The 16016-nt window shown below is 67.9% G+C and carries 10 protein-coding genes and 1 pseudogene; 5 read left to right on the top strand and 6 right to left on the bottom strand.

Annotated elements, in window-relative coordinates; translation table 11 throughout:
• Positions 1–21 precede the first annotated feature (21 nt).
• Both MXD59_RS19000 and MXD59_RS18995 read left to right on the top strand, forming a co-directional pair.
• Positions 22–960: a TauD/TfdA family dioxygenase gene (locus tag MXD59_RS19000; RefSeq protein ID WP_248826009.1), complete on the top strand. Its 939-nt coding sequence runs from the start codon at positions 22–24 to the stop codon at positions 958–960.
• 26 nt (positions 961–986) lie between these two features.
• Positions 987–1946 carry a TauD/TfdA family dioxygenase gene (locus MXD59_RS18995; RefSeq protein WP_248826008.1) on the top strand — a complete coding sequence of 320 codons (960 nt, stop codon included), beginning with the start codon at positions 987–989 and terminating at the stop codon, positions 1944–1946.
• Between the two features lie 31 nt (positions 1947–1977).
• Here the strand turns inward: MXD59_RS18995 and MXD59_RS18990 are convergent, their stop codons facing one another.
• Positions 1978–3051 (bottom strand): ornithine cyclodeaminase family protein, encoded by a 1074-nt coding sequence (locus MXD59_RS18990; RefSeq protein WP_248826007.1) that lies wholly within the window; start codon positions 3049–3051, stop codon positions 1978–1980.
• An 822-nt stretch (positions 3052–3873) separates the two neighbouring features.
• Here MXD59_RS18990 and MXD59_RS18985 point away from each other — a divergent pair.
• On the top strand, positions 3874–5445 hold the full coding sequence (locus MXD59_RS18985) for a tryptophan halogenase family protein (protein ID WP_248826006.1): 1572 nt from the start codon (positions 3874–3876) through the stop codon (positions 5443–5445).
• 162 nt (positions 5446–5607) lie between these two features.
• Positions 5608–6477: a response regulator gene (locus MXD59_RS18980; protein ID WP_308301739.1), complete on the top strand. Its 870-nt coding sequence runs from the start codon at positions 5608–5610 to the stop codon at positions 6475–6477.
• Here the strand turns inward: MXD59_RS18980 and MXD59_RS18975 are convergent.
• From MXD59_RS18975 to MXD59_RS18960, 4 genes and pseudogenes are all read right to left on the bottom strand, one after another.
• The gene (locus tag MXD59_RS18975; protein ID WP_248826005.1) at positions 6462–6962 is read right to left on the bottom strand and encodes a hypothetical protein; all 501 of its coding nucleotides are present in this window, start codon (positions 6960–6962) and stop codon (positions 6462–6464) included. The two genes, MXD59_RS18980 and MXD59_RS18975, sit on opposite strands and share 16 nt — an antisense overlap.
• A 269-nt stretch (positions 6963–7231) precedes the next feature.
• Positions 7232–7592, bottom strand: a pseudogene (locus MXD59_RS18970) (transposase); the annotation flags it as partial.
• 479 nt (positions 7593–8071) lie between these two features.
• On the bottom strand, positions 8072–10135 hold the full coding sequence (locus MXD59_RS18965; RefSeq protein ID WP_248826004.1) for an ABC transporter permease: 2064 nt from the start codon (positions 10133–10135) through the stop codon (positions 8072–8074).
• A 425-nt stretch (positions 10136–10560) separates the two neighbouring features.
• On the bottom strand, positions 10561–11301 hold the full coding sequence (locus MXD59_RS18960) for an ABC transporter ATP-binding protein (protein ID WP_248826003.1): 741 nt from the start codon (positions 11299–11301) through the stop codon (positions 10561–10563).
• Between the two features lie 220 nt (positions 11302–11521).
• Here MXD59_RS18960 and MXD59_RS18955 point away from each other — a divergent pair, with 220 nt between their 5' ends.
• Complete coding sequence (locus MXD59_RS18955) at positions 11522–12844, top strand: sensor histidine kinase (protein ID WP_248826002.1); 1323 nt, start codon at positions 11522–11524, stop codon at positions 12842–12844.
• A gap of 62 nt (positions 12845–12906) precedes the next feature.
• Here MXD59_RS18955 and MXD59_RS18950 read toward each other — a convergent pair whose 3' ends face one another.
• Complete coding sequence (locus MXD59_RS18950; RefSeq protein ID WP_248826001.1) at positions 12907–15363, bottom strand: AfsR/SARP family transcriptional regulator; 2457 nt, start codon at positions 15361–15363, stop codon at positions 12907–12909.
• Positions 15364–16016: the final 653 nt, after the last annotated feature.

Here is a 16016-nt window from a genome sequence, read left to right as displayed (position 1 = left end):
GGCGGTCGGAATCGGAGTGCTATGCAGAGACAAACCTGGGCGCCGGCCGAGATCACCCCGGCGGGTGCTGGAGTGGCGCCAAGCCCCGCCGGTCTCAGTCACTACCTTCGGGAGGCCGCTCAGCTCGGCTCCCTGCTCGTCGAGCACAAGGCCCTGGTATTCAGGGGATTCGCCGTCGAGGTGGGCACCCTTCCGCAGATCCTGGACGGGCTGTTGCCGAACCGACTGGCCTACGTGCATGGCAATTCTCCGCGCACCAAGGTCGGTGCTAACGTCTACACCTCGACCGAGTTCCCGTCCGAATTCACTATCTCGATGCACGGCGAGCTTTCTTACGCGCGCGCCTGGCCGGCCAGGCTGGCATTTTTCTGTGAGGTGGCGCCGGGTAGCGGTGGCGCGACCCCGGTGGTGGACGCCGAGCGCTGGCTGCACATGCTCGACCCCGAGCTGCGCGCCGCCTTTGCCGGTGGCATCCGGTACTCGCAGAACCTGCCCGAACGACACGGGCTAGGAAAGAGCTGGCCGGATACCTACGAGACCACCGATCGCAGACAGGTCGAGCACTACCTCGTCGAGGCCGGAGCGGAATGGGAATGGAAGGCCGACGGGGGGTTGCGGGTCCACCAGCTGCGACCGGCTACGGTGCGGCACCCGGTGACCGGGGCCGAGGTGTGGTTCAACCAGGCTGACCAGTGGCATCCGGCCGGCCTCGGCGACGAGGTGGCCGTCGCGCTGGCCAGTCTCATGACGCCCGATGAGCTGCCCCAGTCGGTCAGTTTCGCCGACGGCACCGCGATCCCCGGCTCCTACGTGCACCAGATTCGCGACCGCGGCCTGGCCGAGGCAGTCGACGTGCCGTGGCAGGCCGGTGACCTGCTGCTGGTAGACAACGTCCTGATCGCGCACGGCCGACGTCCGTTCACCGGAGCCCGCCGGGTCCTTGTCGCCATGTCCGGCTGACCGCCACTACCTGCAGGGAGACGATCATGGCAGCGGTTCCCACCGAGCGCGAACCGCACTTGCTCTGGCATACCCCGGCCGGGGCCGGCCGGTCGTTGCTGGAGTTCGTCGCCGAGCGCCGCGATGACCTACGCGGCCAACTGCGCAGCACCGGCGCGCTGTTGTTCCGGGACTTCGCGGTGAACGGCCCGAAAGATTTCGATGCCGCCATCCAGGCGTTCGCCGGCCAGCCGGCACTGGCCTATTCAGAACGGTCCTCGCCGCGGAGCACCATCGAGGGCAACATCTACACCTCGACCGACTACCCGGCCGACGAGGAGATCTTTCTGCACAACGAGAACTCCTACCAGGCGCGCTGGCCGATGACTCTCGGCTTCTACTGCCTGCAGCCACCTTCCACCCGGGGAGCAACGCCGCTGGCCGATACCCGCGCCATCATCCGCCGGATCGACCCGCAGGTACGGGAGCAGTTCGAGAGCCGCCGGTGGATGGTGGTGCGCAACCTGTACGCCGACTTCGGCATCGCCTGGCAGAAGATCTTTGGTACGGGCGATCGGAATCAGGTCGCCGACTACTGCGCCAGCAATGGCATCAGCGTCGACTGGCTGCCCGGGGACGGCCTGCGCACCCGGGCAGTCCGCGACGCGGTGCGGATCCATCCGGTGACCGGCGACCGGGTCTGGTTCAACCACGCGACATTTTTCCACCTGAGCACCGTCGGTGCCGAGGTGCGGGATGGCCTGCTGGCGCTGTTCGGACCGGATGACCTACCCACGCAAACCTATTTCGGTGACGGTGGCGCTATTCCGCTCGAGGTGATGGATCATCTGCGCGAGTGCTACCGGGCCGAGACCTACTCCTTCGACTGGCGCAGGGGCGACGTCCTGTTGATCGACAACATGCTCACCGCGCACGCTCGTGAGCCGTTCACCGGGCCGCGCACGATCGCGGTGGCGATGGCTGAACCATTCGTCCCAGCCGGCTGACCTCCGGCCCGGTCACCCGGTTAGGCGCGGCTCAGACGGGCAGGTCGCGGCCGAGTCCGAGCCGCCCTGCCGCCTCGCGTACCCGATCAGCCAGCGCGACATCCAGAATCGACATCCCGAACGGATTGCTGACGATGATGTCGCCCTCCGCGGCGCGGCCGGGGTGCGCACCGATCAGCACCTCGCCGATGCTGGCATCGACCGCGCGGGCCGGTGGCCGGGGCGCGACGTCCGGGTTCGGATCGCCACCGGGCGCCAGCAGGCTGCCGTCCCGCCACATCCGCCCGAGCAGCCGGCGCGAGTCATCGCGCACGAGGTGCCAGTCGTCGACCAGCAGCAGGTCGCATTCAGTGATCACAGCGGGCGTCAGATCGTCCAGGGAAATATGGGCGACCAGCGCACCGGGACGCAGCCAGGCCAACGGGAGGTAGCCTTCGGTGACGGTAGTAGCCGGGATGACGAGGTCGCTGTTGCGGACGCACTCCTCGGCGCTGGCGGCCACTCGGATCTTCAGCCCATGCCGCAGCGCTGTAGCGGCACACTGTTCTGCAAGGCGCAACGCGATCGCCCGGTCGCGGTCATAGAGCCAGAATTCAGCAAGGCCGGTCAACCGGCCAGCCAGCAGCACGAGGTGGGCCTTGGCCAGCGTGCCGCAGCCGATCAGGCCGCAGCTGGTCGCGTGGCCGGCCACCGCCAGCGCGGTCACTACGGTGACCGCCGCGGTACGCACCGCGCTGATGTAGGCGGCCTCCATGATCATCTGTGGCCGCGCGGTTTCCGGATCGAAGACCATGGTGAAACCCTGCGAACGCGGGATGCCCCGGGCAGGATTCCCCAAACTGCTGTTGATCACTTTTAGCCCGAGCGCCGTTCGGTCCGGGTAATGCAGGCCGCCGGGCATCGCCAGGCAGCGAGCGGTGTGGCCAGTGGAATCCTGCCAGCCGAGGTAGGCCTCGGGCGGCAGGATGGCGTTGCCGGCAGCGTGCTGACGTAGCGCCTCGGCAGTGACCTCGACGGCATCAAGGTCCCTGCACGCGCGTACTACCTCCTGCCGACTCAGGTAGCGAACCTGGGCGTCAGCGTGTTCATCTTCAAAGAAGTCCACCGGAGGACCCTATCCGCAGCCGCCATTGAATCTCTTTCAATAGGCGAAGATCGTACCCGTTCCACGACTGGAGCGACTCGCATCGATCTTTCACCGGCCGGGTGAGTGAGATCCCGTCAGGACCACCCGCTGTGTTCGGTGGTGAGTTCCGCCGTCGGGTCCCGGCCGGGCGGCCCGCTGCCGCGCGGGTCTGGCTACCAGCCCGTGGCTGGGGGTGGTGCGGGATTGCCCGGAGGGTGCGGGAGTCGGCGGGCTGATCCGGGGTCGGGCGACGCGCGCCGTGTCGTGCGAGCACAGGCGGCGCCGAGGACGCGCGGGGCCTGGCAGGACCGTGTCGGCGTGACGCGGTAGGCGAGGGCCGGGGTGAGCAGACCGTTCCCGCAGTGCCGGTACTGATTGTCGTGATAGCCGAAGAATACCTTGAGGTCGCGACTCCAGTCCGCCCCCGAGCTTCCCAACCCCGAATAGGAAGAAAATCGCTGCTACACGGCCGTCGCAACCTTTGCGGCCGTCGCATACGTCAGCTGCGGCCCCTACTGCCCAGGCGTCCGAGAAGCGGGGCTCACCGCGGCAGCTGCTGCCACCCCGCGGGCGGATCTGTCCACGCCACGGCGCAGAGCACACCAGCCGCGGGGCGCCGAGCGCCTGGTTCCGCCCGCACTCCGGGGCATCCCTCTGCCCGGCCAGCCCAGAAAACCGGCGGAATCGCGACGAGTAGCGATACGAAATCGAAACGATAGAGCCGGCGCAGGCCGTCCCCCTATAGTCAATCCGCCAGATTTGGTGCGACCACGTGCCGGGCGAGTATTCTCAGGGGCAATCATGGTCAAGGAAGTGGTAGTGGTCGGCGGCGGTACTGCGGGGTGGATGAGTGCGACCTATCTCAAGGCAGCTTTCGGCGACCGGCTATCGGTCACCCTAGTCGAGTCCGACCGGCTTCCCACCATCGGAGTCGGCGAGGCGACTTTTAGCACCGTCCGGCACTTCTTCGACTACCTCGGCCTCCAGGAGCAGGAATGGATGCCGCACTGCTCGGCCTCCTACAAGCTGGCGATCCGGTTCGAGAACTGGCGCGGCGACGGTGGCCACTTCTACCACCCATTCGAACGGCTGCGCGCCGTCCACGGATTCAGCCTCGCCGACTGGAACCTCGCGCTGGGCGATCCGGACCGCGCCTTCGACCAGAACTGCTTCCTGATGGCCAAACTGTGCGAGGCCGATCGGTCACCGCGCCAGATCGGCGGCAACCTGTTCGCCGCCGGCCTTGATGGTTCGCTCGGCCGCTCGACCCTGGAGGAGCAGCGCGCTCAGTTTCCCTACGCCTATCACTTCGACGCGGCACTGCTGGCACTTTACCTGGCCGAGTTCGGCAGAGCTCGCGGGGTGCGGCACGTCGTCGATGACGTGGTCTCCGTGGAGCAGGACGAGCGCGGCTGGATCAGCGCGGTCCGGACCAAGAGCAATGGCAGGCTGGTTGGTGACCTGTATCTGGACTGCACAGGCTTCAGAGCGCTCCTGATCAACGAGGTGCTCGACGAGCCGTTCGAGTCCTTCCTGGACGTGTTGCCCAACAATCGAGCGGTGGCCCTGCGGGTGCCCTGGGAGGAGTCACCCCGGAGCATGTCGCCATACACCACCGCCACCGCCCTGGAATGCGGCTGGATGTGGACCATCCCGCTTTATGACCGGGTCGGCACCGGCTATGTCTATTCAGACCAGTTCTGCACCCCGGAGCGGGCCGAGCAACGGCTGCGCGAGCAGGCAGCGCCGGGGGCGGACGGGCTGCAGGCAAACCACATCGCCATGCGCATCGGCCGGCAACGCAACTCGTGGGTGCACAACTGCGTGGCAGTGGGATTGTCAAGCGCGTTCGTCGAGCCGTTGGAGTCCACCGGCATCTTCTTCATCCAGCACGCGGTGGAGCAGCTGGTCAAGAACTTCCCGGACGGCAGTTGGGACCCAGCGTTGATGCGCACGTACAACGAGAGGGTCGCCCACGTCATTGACGGCGTGAAGGAGTTCCTGGTGCTGCACTATCGGGCTGCCGACCGGGCGGACACACCGTACTGGCGAGCCACCAAGGAGCGTTCCGTACCGGACGGGCTGGCCGACCGGCTCGAGATCGCCAGCAGCCGGCTACTGGACGAGACCACCATTTACCCGCACTACCACGGCTTCGAGGCATACTCCTGGAACACTATGCTGCTAGGCTTGGGCCATCAGCCGAGAACGGCGCGGCCGGCGCTGGCGCTGATTGATCCGACGCGGGCCCGGTCCGAGTTCGTCCGGCTGCAGGCCGAGGCCGACCAGTTGCTTGCCTCACTGCCCAGCGTGCAGGAATACCTCGGTTGGCTCAATCAGCGAAAGCCGGCTCCGGCCGGCAGCGCGGTCTGACCCAAGGCCATTGTGAGACGAACGGTTCACTGCACTGCTGGTCGACGGTGCTATCGCCGTACCGCTCACTAGATCCTTGATCCACGGCCTGTAACGGGACCCAAGTCCCGCTAAGCAGGCGTCCGAGAAACGGGGCTCTCCTCACCGCCCACCGGCATGGGCATGATCGGGCTGACCCTGCCCGAGATCTGCCGGCTGATCGCCACCCTGCTCCAGCGACCACGTCTCGCCGACCGCGCTTGGGCCTGGGCGGACTGGCACCGACGCCGCCTGCACCAGGCCCGACGCAGCCACTACAAACGACGCGAACTCAGCCAACTACCGTTGCAGTACTGGACGGCTGGGAGTATTAGGCTGTGCGGCATGCCCATTGGGTCGGCGCCGCGGGCGCTGCGGATCTTGATCGCCGAGGACAGCGTACTGGTGCGCGAGGGCCTGCTCCGAGTGCTGGACAGGTTCGGCCATCAGGTCGTTGCGACGCTGCCGGATGCCGAGGGCTTCATCGAGGCGATCGCCGAGCATCAGCCAGACCTCCTGATCACGGATGTCCGACTGCCGCCCAGCTTTGGCGAAGAGGGCCTGCGTGCGGCGGCAGCGGTGCGCCGGCAGTATCCGGCAATGCCGATACTGATAGTCAGCCAGTACATCAAGCGGATCTATGCAAGCGAACTGATGGCTTTTGGGGACGGTGTCGGCATCGGCTATCTGCTCAAGGAGCGGATCGGCGACCTGGCGGCCTTTGCCGAGGCGCTGCAGACAGTCGTCGATGGCGGAACGGTCTTCGACCCCGAGGTGGTGCGGGAGATACTGCGGCATGACCGAGATCCGATCCGGCGGCTGTCCGCCCGCGAGCGCGAGGTGCTGGCCCTGATCGCGGAGGGACGGTCGAATGCGGCTACCGCACGAGCGCTGTCAGTAAGCGAGGCGGCGGTGGGCAAACATGTCGGGGCGATCCTGGCCAAGCTGAATCTGCCGCCGGACGAAGGTAGCCATCGACGAGTGCTGGCTGTGCGCGCCTACCTCAATGGCTGAGGTGGCACCGCTCGATTGGTCCAGGCCAGCGTCTGTGAGCTCACCCAGGCCAGCAGGAGCGCCAGGGGCAGTTCGGCGAGCAATGCCAGCGCGATGGACAGCAGGTAGTCCAAGCGCGGACCGGCCGACTCGCAGTCGAACCAGGCGTCGACGGCGAGCAGCGTGGCGGTAGCCGCAGCGACCGGGCTGACCGCAGCGTGGCGCAGGTGGAGCAGCCGGACCACCAGCAGCATGCCGACCACTTCGGCCACGTCCAGACCCACCCAGGAACTACCCAGGCCGCGCTGACCCACCCGTCCATGCAACTGCCACATCAACACCCCGATCCAGAGGGTAAGCACGATCGCGCAGATCACGAGGAACTTCGCCAGCCATCCCAATGTCGACTGCAGCGACACCCGCCGCCACACCCGCAGGACGGGGAACCGATACAGAACTCCTACCAGAACGAGTCCGCACACCGCATTAATCAAAACGATCGTCATGATACCATCTCATATCTTTCACGGCGAGGGAATCCTGGTCGCAACTTCTTCGCTGTCGCGCGTGAGGAAAGCGCAGCACACACACGCGGCACGTCCTGCGCGATGTATCTGTCGGCCGCAGGGAGCACCTTCGCGGTGAAGGCTACCGCCAGGTATCCATCGGTCCGCGTGGACCGTGACTGCAAGGCCCCAGCAAGCACCAGCTGCGCCGGAGCGCCGGGGCAGATGTTGGCGCGCGGCGCCCGGCGAAGCCCTCCGAGCGGTATTGGCCACCGGCATGGCTTACGTCCAGGGAGCTATCTTTCGCCGCGGCGACCAGCTCGGCTCCGTCGGTCACTGATGACGCTGCGCGAAGAAGGCGGCAGCCTTTGAGAGGAACTCACGCTCTATCCGGAGTTCCCGGTTCTCCTTCTCCAGCTGGCGTAGCCGCGCCCGCTCAGACATGGACAGCGGCTCCTCCTCGCTGTCGTTCGGATGGGCGCGCCGCCAGGTCGCGACCCAGCCGCCGAGGGTACCCCCGTTGATACCCAGTTCCTTCGCGACCGCGGAGATCGGTCGACCCGAATCAATGACGAGTCGCACTGCCTCGTCCTTGTACTCAGGCGTGAACCGCCGGCGCTGCTCGGCCATCAACATCCTCCCAATTGTCCCACCGGGATCAGTGCCCGAAGAGCGGTTACCACCTCAGTTGCACCGGGGCGGGCCAGCCGCGGTGTCCGAGGGCGATCGGCAGCTCGAAGGCACGTGCCGCGGCCCTGCTGGGCCGCACAGGCCGAACGGTTGGCTCACGCGGGGTCGAAGTTCGGCGAGCAACCGGTCCACCAGCAGCTCACACCGCGGAAGGCGCGACTCGGTAACGAGGTACGGCGCGCCGACCAGCTCGATGGCCGCCGATAACGCCCTGCCCATGCCCGCATGCCGGCCCGGGGCGGGCACATCAGCGGCACCGGCTGGCCGTCGACATCCGGTTGCGTCGCCGGGCCTGGCCCGCTGCTGACGCGCCTGCACCCACCCAAAGATGGTGTGGTCATGAGCTGTACCTGCCCGCTTCGAGGTGACGGTTCCGGATCGGACGGCTCCCGGGAATGGTCCGAGGACACTTGCACCGCCTACTCGCGGTTGCCGACGAGCTGGATTGGCCGAGCACGCATCACGAGCAGGCACGGAATCGCCGTCGACAGGATCGCGATCACGATAATCACACCTGCCAGGCTGGCGAGCGTGCCCCATTCGATCACGATTGAAGATGAATCGGTCACGTCGCGGATGGCATCCCTGAGTCCGGCGAGTGAGAGCGTGGTCGCGATTGCCGCGAGCAGCACACCGACCAGGACGGCAAGTAGCGTTTCAGCCGTGCTGATCAGGACGATTCGCCATCGTCCCGCACCCGCCAGTCGCAGTGCCGCGAACTCCCGGCCACGGGCCGCGGTCGCCATCACAATCGTGTTGACGGTTGCCAACCCGCTGTAGAGCAGCACGATGAGAAGTACCGTGGTCGCATTCTGGCGGCTGTGCTCGATCTGATGCCGGTCAGTCGTTCTCGCCCATTCTGTCGTCGCCAGGACCGTCACGTCCGGCCGGTGGACCGCTGCAGCGATCATCGCCGCGCTCAGTCCGGCCGGGCCACCCACGTCGATCCGTTCGGCCAGCAGTTGGCCTGCATGGGATGGGGTCACGAACGCGGAGTTGTTGCCGAATCCGGTACGCAGCACGGCGGCTACCGTCAATTGCGCGCGGGTGCCGTCGCCGAATACCACGGTTACCCTGTCGCCGACCTTCCGGCCCCATTCCTGGTCGATCAGTATCGTGCCGTCGTTGAGTCCCGTGACCGAGCCCGCTACCACCTGGAGGTCGAAGAGGGTCCTCAGTGCTGCCGGCTGTACCGCCTGTGCCTCGTACTGAACCAGGCTGGTGCTGCCGCGCTGCGGACCGTACAGCTGTACCTGGTACACCGGCTCGCTGGTCACGCCCGGCAGCTCCGCCACCTGATCCGCCACCGACCGGTCCAGGCCTGGCCCGGTCTTGCTCACCACGGTGAACTGCGAGGACAGCGATCGATTCAGCTCATGTGACTTCGCCGCGTTCAACGTCGCCAGTGATCCGAGCAGGGCCGCGGCCAGCCCCAGGGTGATGAGCACCGGCACCGCTGTGGCGGCGGCTCGGCGGACGGAGGCGAGGGTGGTCTGCCGGATCAGTAGGCCTGTCGCGCCCGGGCCGAGAACCAGCGGAAGCGTGGCGACCTCGGTCACAGGGCGGATCGCCAGCGGTGCGAGCAGCGCGACGGCCACGATCAGCACCACCCCGAAGCCCTGGTTCAGCCCGATCGCGACCAGCGGGTCGGCCAACGGCACCAGCCACAGCAACGCGATGCCGAGCAGCAGGGTGAACAGGCCCAGCATCCAGCGGGCCGGCCCCATTCCGCTCCGGCTTACCTGCGACTGCCGCAGCGCCTCGATGGGGCGGATCCGGCCGGCCCGCAGGCAGCCCAGTGCGGCGCCGGCCAGTGCGACGCAGACCCCGGTGAGCAGCACGCCGGCCAGGGTCACCAGCACCAACGGTGTCAGTCGCACCTGGAACCATTCCGGTGCTACCTGCCGGGCGACCAACCAGCGCGCCAGCAAGGGGCTGCCTACCAGTCCGATCAGTGCGCCGAGGGTGGCGGCGACCAGGCCGACCAGCGCAGCCTCGGCCAGCACGATCGTCCTGATCTGCCGGGGGGTACCGCCAGCCAGCCGCAACAGGGCCAGTTCGCGCTGGCGCTGGTGGACAGAGAACGCAAAGGTGGCGCTGACCAGAAAAATCGTGACGATGGCGGCCAACCCGGCGGTCACCCCCAGCAGGCCGGTCACCGACCGCAGTGCCATCCGCTCGTCGGCCCGGCCGGGGTCGGCATCGTGGCGGGCGTTGCCGGTCAGGACCAGCTCACGTGGGCGATCCGGTTGGTCGCGGTTCACCCGGGCGGTCGATTGGCGCAGCCGGTCGGCCGAGCCGTACACCACCGCGGCATTGATCGGCGGGCTCAGTTCGGCTGCCCGGTCGTCGGCGAAGAAGATCGCCTGCTCGAACGAGGTCGCCGCGGTCACTCCGCTGACCCTGTAGCTGGCCGGGCCGGCCACCGTCAACACGCTGACCTGCCGGCCCACCATGTCACGCGGAGCACCGGCCAGCACCACCTGGTCGGTGCCGCTCGGTGGGCTGCCGGCGAGCAGCCGGTACGGCGTGAAGGCCGCCGCCGACCACCCGTGTCCCAGCGGCGGCCGGCTCTTCGCGGTCCGGCTGCCGGCCAGCTGGGCGTAGAAGGAGCGGTCCTGGACCACTCGGCCGGCCCCGCGGGCCGCCGCCAGCGCCGCGGCCGGCAGCGCCGGGCGACCGTCCAGGCTGAGCCGATCAGTGTAGCCGTCGCCGCGGATCGGGACGGACGTGTCGGGGGTGAGCACCGCGGGTGCGGTGGCGAACCGCAACGGGCGGTGCCCGCCGGGACCAGCGGCGCCGGTGAGCGCGACGCCCACCGACGACAGCAGTGTGACCCCGACCAGAAGTGCCGCGAAAGTGCCTGCGAAGCTGACCCAGCGGACCCGCAGGGTGGCCAGTGCGATGCTCAGCACGAGAGCCCTTCCAGCCGAGTCATCTGGGCGGTGACCTTCTCGATGGTCGGGTCGACCAGTTCGCCGGCCAACCGGCTGTCAGCCAGGAACACCACCCGGTCCGCGTAGGACGCGGCCAGCGGATCGTGGGTGACCATGATGGTGGTCAGCCCGGCACCGTCGACCAGGCTGCGCAGCGCGGTGAGCATCTCGCCCGAGGTGGTGCGGTCCAGCGCACCGGTCGGCTCGTCGGCGAACAGCACCTGCGGACGGGTGACCAGGGCGCGGGCGATGGCGACCCGCTGCTGCTGGCCACCGGACAGCTGGCTGGGCAGGTGTCCGGTCCGATCTGCGAGGCCGACCTGCTGCAGTGCCACGCGCACCTCGGCCCATTTCGGCCGGCGGCCGGCCAACCGCAATGGCAGCGCGACGTTCTGCTCGGCGGTGAGTGCCGCGATCAGGTTGAAGGACTGGAACACGAAACCGAGCCGTTCCCGCCGCAGCCGGGTGAGCGCGGTCTCGTTGAGGCTGGTCAGGTCGGTGCCCGCCAACAGCACCTGACCGCCGGTCGGCCTGTCCAGACCGGCCGCGCAGTGCAGCAGGGTGGACTTGCCCGAGCCAGAAGGACCCATGACCGCGGTGAAGGAACCGCTCGGGAAGCTGAGGGTGATCGAGTCCAGCGCGGTCACGGCGGCCGCGCCGGTTCCATAGACCTTGCTCACGCGGATGAGCTCGATGGGCTGCGCCGACGACATCCATCCAGTACATCCATTCCGACACGCTCTGGCACTACGCCCCGGCGGACAATCGAGAGTATGGCTAGCCCTACCACCCGGCTGGATGCCTGTCCCCCAGGGGTGCCCGGCAATGGTTCGCTCCCGGCTGCCGGCCATCCGGCCCGGTCGGTCTGCCCCTACGCTGACACTGATGACTGAGCCGGCATGTGACGGTAAGTGGCCGATCGGTGCTCGACAGATGCCGACCGGTGCACGCGCCACTGTCTGGCAGGCGTTGCGCCGGCGCGACTACCTGGCCGGTTGGTGGCCGCTGCGGGCCGCGGCCTACCTGGCCAGCGGGGTTCTCCTCGCTGTCACCGCGCTGGTGCTGCTGAGCGTCCTGGCGGTGATCGGCTCCGCGCTGGCCGTGCTCCTGGTCGGGCTGCCGATGCTGGTCGGGCTGCTGCTGTCCGGCATCCCGATCGGGGCGGTGGAGCGGTCGCGGTTACGCCTCGTCGACAGCCGGCCGGTCGGGAATCCGCACCTGTCGCTGGAACGACCGGGAGCCCTGGCCTTCGCCCGGGCGCGGTTCGGCGAGCTGGCCAGCTGGCGGGAGCTTTGCTACGTCGGGCTGCTCTGCCTGTTGCTGTGGCCGACCGGGCTGGCGGCACTTGCCGGCGGCATTGGCCTTCCGGTGGCGCTGTTCTACACCTCGGCCAGCCTCCTGACCGGGTTGAACCCGGTGGTCCGGCCGCTGCCCGGTTGGTCGGTGCAGGGCACCTGGCCGGCACTGGGGTCGCTGGTGCTGGCGGCGGTGCTGCTGCCCGCCGGCTGCTACCTGGTCGGCGTAGTGGCGGCGGTGCATGCCCGGCTGGCCCGGTTGCTGCTGGGCGCCCGCGAGCCGGAGACCAGCGCCCGGTTGGCCCAGCTCACCTCGTCCCGCAGCCGGTTCGTGGCGGCCTTCGAGGCGGAGCGCCGGAGGCTGGAGCGGGACCTGCATGACGGCGCACAGCAGCGACTGGTCGCGCTGAACATGACCCTCGGACTGGCTCGGTCGGTCGCTCCGGGTGATGTCGAGCCGTTGTTGCTGCAGGCTCAGCAGGAGTTGGCTGCCGCAATGCGCGACCTGCGCGACCTGATCCAGGGAATACACCCGCGGCTATTGACCGACCGAGGTCTGGCGGTCGCGCTGGCAGATCTCGCCGACCGGTCGTCGGTGCCCGTGACGCTGTCGGTGGATCTGCCCGGACGGTTGCCCGACCCGGTGGAGGCTGCGGCCTACTTTGTGGTCTGCGAGGCTCTGGTGAACGTCGCCCGGCACAGCGGTGCGGACGAGGCGTGGGTGAGTGGCATGGTGACCGGTTCGGAGCTCCGCATCGAAGTGCGCGACGACGGGTGCGGTGGAGCGGTGGAGGCGGACGGCTCCGGCCTGGCCGGTCTGCGTGACCGGCTGGCGGTGCTGGACGGGAGCCTGCGCGTGCTCAGCCCGGTCGGCGGCCCGACCCAGGTGCGCATGAGCCTGCCGCTGGTGCCCGGCGGCGACATGTCACCGGAACCGGCGCAGCGATCAGAGGCTGAGTAGGGGCCGGCCAGCGGGACTGCTCCGGACCGATGGAGCAGCCCGGTGACCGGATCGCGTCGTCCTCAGCTCGACGAGGGCCGAACGGTCCTGCCTGCTCCGGGCCGGCGCTGGCCGAGTGACTGGTCCAGGCCGGCGAGCCGGATCAGTTCGATCAGTGCGTCGGCGAACAGGCGGCGGGCCTCGGCTGGTTCGCACTGGGTCTGCTCGGGGGCCAACCGGGCAAGGACCTGGCTGCGGCCATGCCGGTCATCGGCCAGCATGAACTCCGCGAGCGCCAGCCGCAGCCGCCCGTTCCCCTCGTCGTAGCCGAGCAGCGCAGCGGCACAGGCCATCGCCTCGACGCCCCGCCCATCACCGGCCAGCGCGGCACCCTCGTGCGCCAGGCTGCAGCACTGCCGAGCGGTCTCGGTGGCGACACGCGAGGCAGCGATGATGATCGCCAACTGCCAGGCCAGACCGGTCTGCTGGCGGCGGACGGCCTGGCGGACCACGGCCAGAATGGTCTGCTGCTCGAGTTCAAACCACGCCTGTGGATCGGCCACCAACTCGCGGGCCTGCCGCTCGGGCAGCAGCCAGCGCGGAGCCGGCGCCGACGGCCATGCGAAGTCGGCGCCGTAGCGGATTCGGTGCGCGTTTTCGGCCAGCGCCAGCAGCGCACCGTGGGCTCGGTCCACCGCATTCCGCAGCTCAGCCGCACTGTCGACGCAGGTCGCAAGCTCGCGCGCATACAACCCGGCCAGCTCGCGAAACGCGTAGCGGGCCCTGCCCTTGCCATCCACCGACACCACTCGCAGCAGTTGCACATCCACCAGCCGCTCCATGATCTGATCGGTCCGGATCAGGCTGGCATCAATGAGGGCGGCACCCAGCCAGACCGTGAACGCGGGAGTGGCAAGCATCCCCAGGAGCCGGAACAGCCTCGCCTCCTCCGGCTGCAGGTGGCGGTAGCTCGAGGCAAAGCTGGACCGGATGCTGACCTCACCCTCCGTCAGTTCATCCAACCGCCGGTGCGGATCCTCCAACCGGCGCACCAGATCAGCGGCCGTCCAGTGTGGTTTTGCAATCAGCCGACTGGCGGCGATCCGGATTGCCAGCGGCGATCGCCCGCACAGTTCGGCGAGCCGCTGGGTCTGCGGATCACTTGTCCGGATCCGGCTGCGGCCGACCAACGTGCCCAGCAGCTCCACCGCCGCGGGCTGAGCCAGCTCGGCCAGGCTTACGTAGGTCACTGCAGGGTCGCCGTAGAGCTCGGCGATCGGCTGCCGGCTGGTGATCAACACCTTGTAGGAACCGGAAACAGGTAGCAACGGCTCGATCTGGCTGTAGGAACTGGCGTTGTCCAGCAGCACGACCAGTCGACGCCCGTCCAGCACATTGCGGTAGAGCGAGGTTCGGTCCGACAGCGCCCGCGGGATCTGACCGGGTGGCACGTGCAGTGCTTGCAGGAATTGATCCAGTACCACGCTCGGATGCTGGATCTGCTCGCCGTCATCGAGATCGGCGTACATCTGGCCGTCCGGAAAATCCTTGGCGTGCTGCTGCGCCCAGTGCGCCGCCAGCGCCGTCTTGCCTGCGCCGGGTGTGCCGGTGATCAGTCCGACCCGCCGCCGGGAGCCGGACGGCTCGCTCAGCAACCTGTCCAGGCTGCTGAGCTCGGCGCCGCGATCGATCAGCTCGGCCGGCACGACCGGCAGCTGGGACGGGCGGTCGGAATACACCGGCGGGCTGGTCAGGCTCACGGTGGTCGGAGTCAGCAGGCTCGGATCATCGCGCAGGATGGCGGCCTGCAGATTCTGCAGCTCCACCCCGGGCTCCAGCCCGATCTCGGCGATGAGCAACCTGCGCCCCTCGGCAAAGGTGTCCAGCGCCTCGGCCCGGCGACCAGACCGGTACTGGGCAAGCATCAGGTTGGCCCGCCCGCGCTCGCGCAGCGGGTGTTGCCGGACCAGGCCGGTCAGGTTGCGGATCAAGGTGCGGTGCATGCCCCGGTTCAGCTTGAGCGTCAGGTGCTCCTCGAGCACGGTCAGCCGCTGCTCGTCCAGGTTGGCCGCTTCGTTCCGGACCAGATCACTGTCTATACCGGCCAGCGCGTCACCGCGCCAGAGAGCCAGGGCCTGGTCGAAGAGGCGGTCGGCCGGTTCTAGCTGGTCGATGTGAACCAGGGCCCGGGCCTGATTGACCAGCTCTGTGTACTGAACCAGGTCTATGGTGGCGTGCGCGGAGGACAACTTGTACCCGGGATGAACGGTCTGAATGATCTCGTCTGCGCAGCCGGCCGAGCGCAGGGCCTTGCGCAGTGCGCTCACGCAGATGGCGATCTGTCCGCGTCCGGTGTGTGGCGACCGGCCGTTCCACAGCCCCTCGATCAGCGCATCAACGCTGACCACGCAGTCTGCCGACAGCAGCAGGATCGCAAGGAGTGTGCGATGCCGGGGTCCACCGATCTTGATGCTCTCCTCGCCGGCGTGGGCCTCCAAAGGCCCGAGCAAACCGAAATGCAGCGGATCAGTGGGAGACATATAGCAACCATAGTTTGCTTTAGACGAAGAAGCTACCGGCGTCACTGCTTTTTAAGGCAACCTGAAAGGATCAACCAACGGCTTCGCGCCCTACCGTGGACCCGGGCAGGTGAGTGGGGTGACAACGGCGTTCGCCGCGATCTTCATAGTTGCGTCACCGAGACACTCAGGCCATCCCGAAGGTGTCCTCGTCACCGACGAAACAGGGGATCCGAAAGAGGGAATGGCTACGATCGGTGTTCAACGGCAGTACACGGTACCGCGGGGATGATTGAGAACTCGCAGGACACGATATAGCTGACCTACGCCTCCCCGGCCAGGCATGCCTTCATTGATAACGCTCCGTACATACCGAAGTCGTGGATAGACGGCCGGCGCGATGCGAGGCCCGGGGCTTCGGCATGTTTGGGGTTCGACCAGATTCGTCTTGTTTGTCGGATATTCTTGACGGTGAAGCTTCCCGGCGCATCTGTCTGTTCCCGTCGACGCTGTTGGGCGTGGTGCATGTCGTCGGCGGGCGGGCTGCTGCTGACGGAGACGGTCCGGTGTCCGGACCGGTAGCCGCATCGTCCGAGGCGGAGCCTGTCAATCCCGGTGAGACATCAGGCTGCTTGGTTCGTGGGTAGCGCCTCCTCGGTCTCGATGATCGCTGG

It is taken from the genome of Frankia umida (genome assembly GCF_023242945.1).
Lineage (GTDB): Bacteria > Actinomycetota > Actinomycetes > Frankiales > Frankiaceae > Frankia > Frankia umida.
This window is presented reverse-complemented; position numbering and strand designations above follow the sequence as displayed.